Source organism: Vibrio sp. D404a, from assembly GCF_030248535.1.
Classification (GTDB): Bacteria; Pseudomonadota; Gammaproteobacteria; order Enterobacterales; family Vibrionaceae; genus Vibrio.
The window spans coordinates 66682-77866 of record NZ_JAHGAJ010000016.1; the positions used below are offsets into that span (position 1 = coordinate 66682).

Here is an 11185-nt window from a genome sequence, read left to right on the forward strand (position 1 = left end):
CTTAAACTCCTAATTTCCAACCTAGAGTACGCATCACATCAGAGAACACACCTGCCGCCGTTACTTCAGTACCAGCACCGTAACCACGCAATACCAGTGGGATTGGTTGGTAGTAACGGCTGTAGAATGCTAACGCGTTCTCACCATCTTTAATCTTGAACATTGGGTCATCGCCATCAACAGCAGCGATACGCACCTTACATTTACCGTCGGCAATTTCACCCACGTAACGTAGTACTTTACCTTCTTCAGCCGCTTTTGCTGATTGCTCTTGGAAGTAAGCATCCGCTTCTGGAAGACGTGCCATAAACTCTTCTACGCTGCCAGAGTCATCAAAACCTGGTGGCAATGCTTGGTCAACTTCGACGTCTTCAAGCTCTAGAGCCATACCCGCTTCACGAGCCAAGATAAGCAGCTTACGCGCCACATCCATGCCTGATAGGTCATCACGAGGATCTGGCTCAGTAAAGCCATTGTCTTTTGCAATATTCGTTGCTTGGCTTAGAGTCATGCCTTCATCAAGCTTACCGAAGATGTAAGAAAGAGAGCCTGACAGAATGCCGTTGAACTTCTCAAGCTCATCACCTGCAGAGATAAGGTTCTGCAAGTTCTCGATAACCGGAAGGCCAGCACCTACCGTTGTCTCGTACATCAGTTTACGACGTGAGTTACGCGCTACTTCACGAAGTTGGTGGTAGTACGCCATACTCGCTGTGTTTGCTTTCTTATTCGGTGTAACAACGTGGAAACCCGCTGCTAGGAAATCTGCATATTGGTTAGCGATCGCCTCGCTTGAAGTACAGTCAACCAGTACTGGATTGATGATGTGATTACGCTGAACCAAAGCCGCAAGACGTGGCAGACTGAACTCTTCTGTTGCACTGTTCATGCGGTCACGCCAGTGCTCCAGTGGTAGACCTTCGCTATCAAGCAGCAGACCTTTACTGTTTGCTAAACCACATACGCGGATCACAATGCCCTTTTCAGCCAGTTTGCCTTGCTGACGCTTGATTTGATCCACCAGCTCACCACCAACGCCGCCAACACCAACAACGAAGACGTCAAGGAAGTGTTTAGAGTTAAATAGGTTTTCGTGACACGCTTTGATCGCTTCTGAGATTTTATCCTCAGGAATCACAGCAGAAATTGCTCGCTCAGAAGAGCCTTGTGCAATCGCTACGATATTAACGTTCACTTCAGCAAGAGAAGAGAAGAACTGAGATGCCACACCACGTGAAGTACGCATGCCGTCACCAACCAAGGTAACAATAGCTACGTCATCCATAAACTCTACTGGCTCAAGTAGGCCATCTTTCAGCTCAAGTTCAAACGCTTCAGACAACACTTGTTGTGCTTTCTGTTTATCTGCAGATTCAATACAGAAGCTGATGCTGTACTCAGATGATGATTGAGTAATAAGAACAATTGAAACGCCAGCAGAAGACATTGCACCGAATACACGGCTTGCCATGCCAACCATACCCTTCATGCCCGGGCCTGAAACGTTAACCATAGTTAGGTCACTTAGCGTAGTGATGCCTTTGATTGCTAGATTGTCTTCGCCAGTGTCTTGACCAATCAGTGTGCCCGCACCTTGAGGGTTAAAGCTGTTTTTGATCAGACAAGGGATATGGAACTGCGCGATAGGTGCGATGGTTTTCGGGTGAAGTACAGAAGCACCGAAGTACGATAACTCCATCGCTTCTTGGTAGCTCAATGATTTAAGGAGACGCGCATCGTCCACTAAGCGAGGGTCACAGTTGTAAACGCCGTCTACATCTGTCCAGATCTCACAACAATCTGCACGCAGACATGCGGCCAATACTGCTGCTGAGTAGTCAGAGCCGTTACGACCTAGTGTCACTAGCTCGCCTTTATCATTACCGGCTGTAAAGCCCGGCATGATGTTAACGTGTCCTTGAGGAAGAGGGTTTTGACGGAAATTCTGCGTTGAAACATCCACATCAACCATCGCTTCTAGGTGATCACCTTTCGCGTATAGGTATTGAACCGGGTCGATAAGATTTGCTGGTTGGCCCTTCGCTTCTAATACCGCCTTCATCAGCTGAATAGAGATTCGCTCACCTTTACTGATGATGCGTGCGTTAACGTGATTCGGGCACATGCCGAGTAGGTCGATACCGTTCACAAACTGACGCAGTTGAGCCAGTGATGTGTCGACTTGCTCTTGGAATGCCGTGCCATCCACGCCCGGTACCAATGCTTTGATGTCAGAAAACAGTGCAGTAAATGATGATTCAATCTCTGAAATCTGAGATTCAGCTTCACCATGCTTAAGTGCCGATTCAATCACCGCAACCAGTTTATTGGTTGTTTTTCCCGGTGCTGATAGCACAACCGCTAGCTCTTCTTGCTGGGCATTATTAGCGATGATATCCGCCGCTCTTAAAAAACGATCGGCGTCCGCTAATGATGAACCTCCAAACTTTAAAACTCGCATCCCTTCCTCTCCATAAATCATAAAAAATGGTATAAAAAAAGGCCTGTATCTTGTGGGATACAGGCCTTTTTTTGTAAATCCGTTAGTTAGCAGCCTGCCCCAACAATTGTAATGTCGGTAATAATAATGGTTGTGGTCATTACTAGGTGGCTTGAGTGCTGCATATTCAATTCTCTGCGTTTGCTTATCTCTACGTGTATCAAGTTTTGCTACATCTCGTCAATGAAAAGTTACTTTTTTTTCGCATTCACGACATTTTTCATAGTAAGACGTTATTTAGAGCAGAAAGTCACCATGAAATGCAAGACATCGAGAATGGACATAACTTGCCCCAGATCGCAAAAGCAACTAATTGCGTATATAGATCTAACAAAAATGTATATTGGCAGTACAGCTAATCGACAATATCTGTGCTTTAATTAGGCAATAAACGTATATAACAAAAAATAACGACATCAGGAGTGGGAAGTGAAAAGATTACTATTTCTTTTAGCCTTTGCTGTGCCTGTTGTTTGTTCCGCTAACTCACTGCCTCTATTGCCGAGCCAGCTAGACACCTCTGCCCACAAATTTTTTATTTCAAGCCAAAGCACCGCTAACCAATCTTTTGATGTTTGGAAAGTCGACAGTGGTTACTCTTACTCAGTCTTTAAAAACGTGGATTTGTACGTTGGAGCCCGTATCAATAGCGATTCACTAAGAAACGAGAATGGCTTTCTCAGCGGCGTTAGTTACCAATTGAGTGATCGCATCTCCTTCAACAGTACTCTGCATACTTACACCAATGAAGAGGATGTCGAACAGGGGAAAGAAAAGTCGATTGCAGCAGAGGTCACGAGCCGAGTTCAACTGACGGATAACCTCGATTTGCATGCCACCCTCGACTACGAAGAGTGGCAGCAAGGTGTTGAAGTCGGAATAGGGTTCCGCTTCTAGTCAAAGATACTCTATGGGTTAATCAGAAGTTCCGAAGAGAGAAGTGCGCCATTCCAGTCGGCATAGATGTAGTCTCCAGGCTGGATCAGTTGGTTATGAATCGTGAGTGTCACGTTCACCTGACCACTACCGCGCTTTTCCGTTTTGAATGGAGAAGAGCCGAGCGCTTGAACGCCAAGATCCATCTGCGACATCATACCGACATCACGGATAGCACCATTGACTATCACCCCTTCCCAGCCGTTTTCAATCGCCAATATGGCTAACTGGTCACCCAGCAGTGCTTTCTGGCATGAGCCGTTGCCGTCAACCACCAGCACTTTGCCTTTGCCGTCACCTTCTAACACATCACGAACCTTAGAGTTATCGTGATAGCAACGTACAGTTACAATTTCACCCCAGAACGCAGCTCGTTGTCCGAAGTTCTGTAAAGGGAGATTGAGTAGCGTCACTTTGCTTTCGAACTCATCACATAAGTCCGGTGTTATATCGTGCATATATCCTCCATGAGCGAGACAGGCAGCCCATGCTGCTAGCCCCATGCTTAAAGTAAAAATAAATCCTTTGTTTTCAATGCGTCTATACTTAAGAGACAGCTTATCGCTTCCTAGGTTCCACAGCCTACTCTTGATGTGGCTAAGTGTGACTATGGAAGCAAAATATACGAGCCAGTTCGAATAGCCATTCCATATTTATGGCTAATTAATCATTAATAGAGTTGATTAGGCAGTAGCTCATACTATTAGAGTTTGTTACCAGACAGCAATTGATATAAATCAACAAAGTGAATGGAATTAACATTATCGCGTTGTTAGCATGCTGTTAACATTATAGAATTCTCAACAATCACTAACAGAATGATTAAAAGGCGTACTGGATTTACGTTATTGGCAATACTTCAGGGAAGGCAGACAGCTGGAAGTAAGTGTATTTTTGAAAACTTTGAGTTATCATCAAAATTACATTACCTGTATGTTATGTTTTTGCCTAGAATTTATTCTATTAGCACAGTTTCGTCACAAATTTAGGTACCGCCAAATGCAAACCCCGCAGATTCTTATCGTTGAAGATGAGCAAGTAACTCGTAACACTCTTAAGAGTATTTTTGAAGCAGAGGGATATGCTGTTTTTGAGGCTAGCGACGGTGAAGAGATGCACCAAGTGCTGTCTGACAACCAAGTTAACCTTGTTATCATGGACATCAACCTACCTGGTAAGAACGGCCTTCTACTTGCACGTGAACTACGTGAGCAAGCAAATGTTGCGCTAATGTTCTTGACTGGTCGTGATAATGAAGTTGATAAAATCCTTGGTCTAGAAATTGGTGCAGATGACTACATCACTAAGCCTTTCAACCCTCGTGAACTGACTATTCGCGCACGCAACCTTCTTAATCGTTCAATGAGCACAAGCTCTGTTCAAGAAGAGAAGCGCAGCGTTGAGAAGTACGAATTCAACGGTTGGGTTTTGGATATCAATAGCCGCTCTCTAGTAAGCCCAGACGGCGAAGGCTACAAGCTGCCTCGCTCTGAATTCCGTGCACTACTGCACTTCTGTGAGAACCCAGGCAAGATCCAAACACGTGCTGACCTTCTTAAGAAGATGACAGGCCGTGAGCTTAAGCCACATGACCGTACAGTAGACGTAACAATCCGTCGTATCCGTAAGCACTTTGAATCTGTATCTGGCACGCCAGAGATCATTGCTACGATCCACGGTGAAGGCTACCGTTTCTGTGGTGACTTAGAAGACTAATTTATCGGATGGGTATACCATCTAGATGAATCGAAAAAGGGAGAGTGCTCAGCACTCTCCCTTTTTTAATATCCGTTTCACGCGGCACGAATAGCATGCTTGATCATGCTATTCGACCTTTCAGTAATACTTAATAAACGGTGTCGACTTTCACATCTTTCTCGACCAACCACTTCACGGTCTCACCGTCTTTTAGCTCAACAGCCACATCCACAGGCTTATCACTGTCTATCTCAAGCTGCCACACAAACGCCACTTCCCATTGGGTTTGGCTGTGCGTTCTTAAATCAAGATCATCGCTGGTCACCAGTAGAGTATCCGCACCCTGTTTTACAGTCAGGCTTTCAACAGCAAGCGTGGCTGGAAGCTGAGTGTCTGATTCAAGGTAAATAGCACCATGCAAAGTCTTGTCTTGGCTTTCACCAATGGTTGGCATCTTGTTCAACCACAGGTTGCTTTTCATAGTGATTGTCGTCTCAGCCACTTCGACTTGATTATCTTGTTGCCATTCAACCTGAGCCGTTGAACAGCCTGCCAGTGCGATGACACAGGCCAATGCTAATTTCTTCATTATTCTATTACCTCTGCTTTAACCAACGTTTTAAGACTTCAATGTCGTTTTGGTATTCATTGCTGATCTCATCAACCCAGTCGGAGATGTTCTCCCACCATGCTGGTAAGTCGGGTGATTGCGCTTTTTGAGCCACTTGCTGGATACGTTTTAGACCTATCGAGCCGGCCGCCCCTTTTATCTTATGCGCCTCAGACACAATGTTGGCCTGATCTTTCGCGACCATATTCGAGTTAAGAATCTCCATATAGTCTGGCATCATCTCTTCAAACATCGCGATACTGTCGAGTACAGGCTTAGGTCCAACAATATCAACATAAGACTCTAGCATCTCAATATCAAGCAGGCTGGTGTCGATCGACGTGATTTTCGGTTCAACAACGCGAGCCTCTTCAATCGGTTGAGGTATCTCTTGTTGTTTATTCTCAATCAATTTGGCAATCACGTCCTGAATCGCTTTGACCGACAACGGCTTACTGATGGCGTCATCCATGCCTTTATTGAGGTACTCTTTTTTGTTGTTGAGCACATTGGCTGTCAAGGCAACTAAAGGCGGTAGCTCAGAGTATTTCTCGCGGTAGTATTTGGCGATATCAAACCCTGTCATATCTGGGAGCTGGATATCAAGAAGAACCAAATCAAACTCTTGCGGATTAAAGGCAATCTGCGCCTCTTTACCCGTCATCACCACAGTCACTTGATGACCTAGACTTTCTAGTAGTGAGCGAGCCACCGTGACATTCAGCTCGATGTCTTCCACCATGAAGATGTTCAATTGAGACTGCTTTCTTGGGGTCTTAACTAAGGCCTGCGTATCGTGATTGACCGGCACTCGAATAGAGACCGTAAAGGTACTGCCAAAGCCCTCTTCACTGCTGACTGTAATGTCGCCATCCATCATGTTAATCAGCTGCTTCGAGACGGCTAAACCAATCCCCGTACCGACTGCATGCAGGTTGTCTGAGCCGGATTTCACTTGGTAATACATCGCAAAGATCTTGTCGATTTCGCTCTCTGGAATGCCGATACCGGTATCTTCAACCTCCATCGTAATATGAGCGAAGTCGTCTTCAATATCGGCACTAACCGTCATCACCACGCCACCATCTTTGGTGAACTTCATCGCATTACTGACAAGATTCCACAGAACCTGACGTAGGCGAGTACCATCGACCTCAACAGCGGTTGGCAGCTCAGACAATCTTTCAAGATCAAACCTCAATCCCTTCTGTTCTGCCATCAATGCCGAGATACTCTCCATTTCAGAAACGAAGTCTTCGAAGTTGATTGGCGTTGGGAACAGCTCTAGTTTGCGACGATCAAACTTGTCCATATCAATGATGTCATTAAAGATGTTACCCAGCGTGACCGCACTGACTTTAATGGTCTGCATGTGCTTGCGCTGCTCTGTGGTCAGCTGACTATCGAGAAGCATACGACTGAGGCCGACAATTCCGTTCAGTGGTGTGCGCAGCTCATGACTGATGGTTGAGATGAAGGTAGTTTTATCGCGACTGGCTTTCTCAAGTGATTCTTGGTGCTCTTTACGCTCGGTGATATCACGGCCAAAGCCGACCAAGCCTAAGTGGCGACCATCTTTGCTGTAGAAAGGGACTTTACGCAGTTCAAAGTAGTTCTTGCGCCCGTCTGGGTACTCAAGCCACTGCTCGTAGGTCACTGCTTGATTGTCTGCGAACACCTTTTCATCGGTTTCCACCACCTGTTGAGCGACCTCTTTGCTGTAGACATCCCATGGTGTTAAGCCAACGAGGTCTTTCTCTGTTTTTCCGGTTAGCTCTTCCACCGCTCGGTTACATCCTGAGAAAACCCCGTCTTCGTTACGGTAGTAGATAAGGTCAGGAGAGGCATCGATAAACGAACGCAGCAGTGCGGTTCTTTCTGCCAGCTCTAGCTGAGTACGCTCACGTTGAAAGACTTCGTTTTCAAGATCTTGCATCGCTTCGGCACGCGCTTCTTCCGCTTTCTCACGCTCTTCAATCTCTTGATTGAGCTTTTCGATATTGAGCTTCAATTTGCTGTTTAGCTCTTGGTCACGCTCACGCATGTCCCCTAGTTTAGAGACTAACTTAGCCAAGCGCTGTCGAGATTCTTCAAGCTGATCAACAACTACAGAAAGGAAATAGACGGCCCAAGGTGTAATAACAAGGCCAAAGAAAACAGAACGAACAATATCGATATCATCAACATTGCCCTTAAGAGCCAGAGTGATACCTACTTGAACCACAACAGCAAGCGCAACCAATGCTAATGCGAGTAGAATAGAGAATCGGACGATACCCAGCTTTACGAGCAGATCAACGTAATACTGAGCGAGATTTTTCATGGGTTTCATTTAGCGCTCCATGCGATAAGACTAGCAACATTCTACCCTGTTTGAACAAGGGAGGTAAGCTAGCCATATCACATGCAACACCGATGTGAGGATTTAATTGAGTCTATTCACTTACAGTGATTCAAACTCATGAACCTAAAGTATGAAGACGCCCAGTAGAATTAGGGTGAACGCTGGTTTGATTACGGCCATCAGCCTTGGCTTGATAGAGTGCGCTGTCGGCCAATGCCACGGCAGATTCCATCTCATCATCAAGTGTTGGAATGTAAGAGACGACGCCGATACTCACGGTTATCCACTCAGAGACAAGTGACTTTTCATGAACGATGCCTAAGCTTTGAATCTCATCATGAACTCGCTGAGCAACAAGTTGAGCCCCCTCTGTTGCCGTGTTTGGCAAGATAAACGCGAACTCTTCACCACCGTAACGAGCGACACAGTCAGACGATCGGTTCAGCACACGCTTAAAGGCTTTCGATACCTGAATCAAGGCATCATCACCCTGTTGGTGCCCGTAAAAATCGTTATAACCTTTAAAGTAATCAATATCACACAGCATGATGGTCAATGGCTGCTTCTCTCGAACGTGGAAATGCCATAATGTCGAAAGCTGCTCATCAAAGCGACGACGGTTAGAAACTTGCGTTAAGCTGTCTAAGAAACTCAAGCGTTCGAGCTCAAGGTTCGCCTCTTCTAATTTCTGCTCTGCAAGGTAGCGCTCTGAGATATCTCGAGCCATGATCAGCACGCCACTGGTACTGGATGCCGGATCTTTAAAGGGCGATTTCACCACGTCATACCAAGTAAATTCCCCATCACTGGAAACCACTTTATCGATATAACGAAGCGACTTTCCTTGATGTAAAACTTGATGATCGGAATCAGACAAGCGCAGATACATGCTGTTTGGTACCACATCCTGTAGACGCTTACCAACGAGATCACTGACCTCAGAGATCCCAAGCGCAGCAACGAAAGGCTTATTACACGCTTGGTAGACCATGTTCTCATTAAAGATACCGATCGAGTCCGGACTGGCTTCTAAGATATTTTGCAGGATGGTATCACGCTGAGCCAGCGCCACTTCGGTGTCTTTACGCTTCTCCATCTCATCGCGTAACTGCTGCTGCATATCATGCCAATCGGTCACATCATGGCTAATTGAGAGTGTGCCAATCGTCTCCCCACTGCTACCAATCAATACACTTTGATAGGTTTCCAGTAGGCAGCTTTTTCCTTCTTGATCTGTGGTCCAGCTGCGCTGACTGACGCGTCCTTTCAATGCACCACTTGAGACACTCTGAGTGCCCTCTTCCAGACGACCATGCCAGAATTTTTTAAACGATCGGTTGCTGGCAACCAGTTCGCCCTTTTGATCTTTAACGTGAATTAATTCTGATAACGAGTCCAAAGCGGTACGAGCGACATTCAATGCGCGCAGCTCTTGAGACTGTTCTTCACTGGAGTGTTTATGAGGCGTTGCATAGATCATCCATACTCGCTTACCACGGAAGATCATTTTTCGGCCAATCACATTGATCTTAAAAGATTCAAATTCAGATGGTGCCCACATCATTCGCAGTTCAAATGCGTGGTCACTCTGGTGACGGGAAAGATGCTCGATAAAGCTGTGTTTGCTGTCACTTGTCGGGTAGCGAAAATGACTCCCCATCTGGCGGATCCCCAACAACTGCATCGCTTGACGGTTGGTGTGCACGATCTCGCCGCGCTTTAGTTCAATCAAACACAGTGGAGAGGGAGTAGCGAGTACCAGCTGTTCGATATGAGCTTGATAACGGGAATAGAGATACCAGCCGAACAAGGTAAACAGTAATAGGGTCACAATAAACGATCCATAACAAATCGCATTATCCCACAACCAAGTCATCAACGGTTCCATCTACCCTCTATCTATATATAGCTTGAATCGAAGAGATGTTATCACTATTTGATATTTTTATCTCTACAAGCGACAGAGGGTTGCGAGCGCGTTAGGCTTCCACTCCGGTTGAGGCGCTCAACTAAGACGGGTTAAGTTGTGGCAGTGTGTACTCGAATGCCTCACCATGTAGGCAGCCCTGTGCACCACTTTTATCCAAAGCACGACCAATTTCCGTCATCGCTAACCAGCGGTTCTCGCACCACAGTGGTGATAGCAACGTCGGCCTGCGCGCTGCAGAAGACACACGATGATAAATCACCTCAGCAGGTGTGCGTTGAATCATCTCTTTGGCAATATCGACATACTCTTCTAAAGAAGGCGCTTCCAGCTTGCCCGCTTTCCATGCCTTAGCCATCGTTGAGCCTTCAACAATATGTAAGCCGTGCAGTTTGATTCCATCGGTACCAACGTTTAAAACGCGATCTAACGTTTCAAGGTTGTCAGCTTTGGTCTCTTTAGGTAGACCAACGATCAAATGAGTACAGACTTTGATGCCAAGAGCTCGTGCGCGCTTGGTAATGGTTTCGTAAATCGCAAAATCATGCCCACGATTGATACGCTTAAGCGTTTGATCATTTGCCGTTTGTAGCCCTAACTCCAGCCAGATTTCATAGCCCTGTTTGACGTAACCGGCCAACAGTTCCAATACTGAATCCGGCACACAATCAGGACGTGTACCAACACACAAACCAACAATGTCGGCACCCGGTGCTTTGAGCGCTTCTTCGTACATGTTTTTAAGCACCTGCACCTCAGCATAAGTACTGGTGTAGGCTTGAAAATAAGCTAGATACTTTTTGGCGCGCGCAATCTCTCCCGCTCTATCGGTCAGCTGAGCGGCGATGCTTTGTACCTGAGTCTGCTCATCGGCAAACGACGCCACATTACAAAACGTACACCCACCGCGACCTATCGTGCCATCGCGGTTAGGACAACTGAAACCACCATGCAGGGTGAGTTTATGGACCTTTTCGCCATAGCGACGTTGGAGATCTTGACCAATCGTATTGACCAATTCGTGTAATTGCATGAGGGGTACACCAAATCTAAATAAGAATGAATATCAATTTCATCTATGTAAGTTAATTACAGAATTTCATAAATGAAGCCGGGCAGCTTACTGAAAAGTGTTTGCGAGACACCTAACAAATATCAATAAAAATGCAA

General features: G+C 46.0%; 8 protein-coding genes and 1 other annotated feature. Of the genes, 2 read left to right on the plus strand and 6 right to left on the minus strand.

Annotated features, from left to right (window positions below):
• Position 1: 1 nt before the first annotated feature.
• Positions 2-2461 carry a bifunctional aspartate kinase/homoserine dehydrogenase I gene (gene thrA, locus KI655_RS09390; protein ID WP_285403938.1) on the minus strand — a complete coding sequence of 820 codons (2460 nt, stop codon included), beginning with the start codon at positions 2459-2461 and terminating at the stop codon, positions 2-4.
• A 32-nt stretch (positions 2462-2493) separates the two neighbouring features.
• Positions 2494-2609: a sequence feature (Thr leader region), on the minus strand.
• A 320-nt stretch (positions 2610-2929) separates the two neighbouring features.
• Here thrA and KI655_RS09395 point away from each other — a divergent pair.
• Positions 2930-3397 (plus strand): ribonuclease regulator, encoded by a 468-nt coding sequence (locus tag KI655_RS09395; protein WP_285403939.1) that lies wholly within the window; start codon positions 2930-2932, stop codon positions 3395-3397.
• An 11-nt stretch (positions 3398-3408) separates the two neighbouring features.
• Here the strand turns inward: KI655_RS09395 and KI655_RS09400 are convergent, their stop codons facing one another.
• A complete protein-coding gene (locus tag KI655_RS09400) occupies positions 3409-3894 on the minus strand; it encodes a putative 4-hydroxy-4-methyl-2-oxoglutarate aldolase (protein WP_285403940.1) in 486 nt (161 codons plus the stop codon).
• A gap of 541 nt (positions 3895-4435) precedes the next feature.
• Here KI655_RS09400 and arcA point away from each other — a divergent pair.
• Positions 4436-5152: a two-component system response regulator ArcA gene (arcA, locus tag KI655_RS09405; RefSeq protein WP_004741534.1), complete on the plus strand. Its 717-nt coding sequence runs from the start codon at positions 4436-4438 to the stop codon at positions 5150-5152.
• 130 nt (positions 5153-5282) lie between these two features.
• Here the strand turns inward: arcA and KI655_RS09410 are convergent, their stop codons facing one another.
• The 4 genes from KI655_RS09410 to KI655_RS09425 all read right to left on the minus strand — a co-directional run bounded on the left by KI655_RS09410 (position 5283) and on the right by KI655_RS09425 (position 11048).
• Positions 5283-5723, minus strand: a complete 441-nt coding sequence (locus tag KI655_RS09410) for a hypothetical protein (protein WP_285404061.1) — start codon at positions 5721-5723, stop codon at positions 5283-5285.
• A 7-nt stretch (positions 5724-5730) separates the two neighbouring features.
• Positions 5731-8076 carry an aerobic respiration two-component sensor histidine kinase ArcB gene (arcB, locus tag KI655_RS09415; RefSeq protein ID WP_285404062.1) on the minus strand — a complete coding sequence of 782 codons (2346 nt, stop codon included), beginning with the start codon at positions 8074-8076 and terminating at the stop codon, positions 5731-5733.
• A gap of 127 nt (positions 8077-8203) precedes the next feature.
• Positions 8204-9976: a diguanylate cyclase domain-containing protein gene (locus tag KI655_RS09420; protein WP_285404063.1), complete on the minus strand. Its 1773-nt coding sequence runs from the start codon at positions 9974-9976 to the stop codon at positions 8204-8206.
• A 121-nt stretch (positions 9977-10097) separates the two neighbouring features.
• Positions 10098-11048, minus strand: coding sequence for a TIGR01212 family radical SAM protein (locus tag KI655_RS09425; protein WP_285404064.1), 951 nt, complete (start codon positions 11046-11048; stop codon positions 10098-10100).
• Positions 11049-11185: the final 137 nt, after the last annotated feature.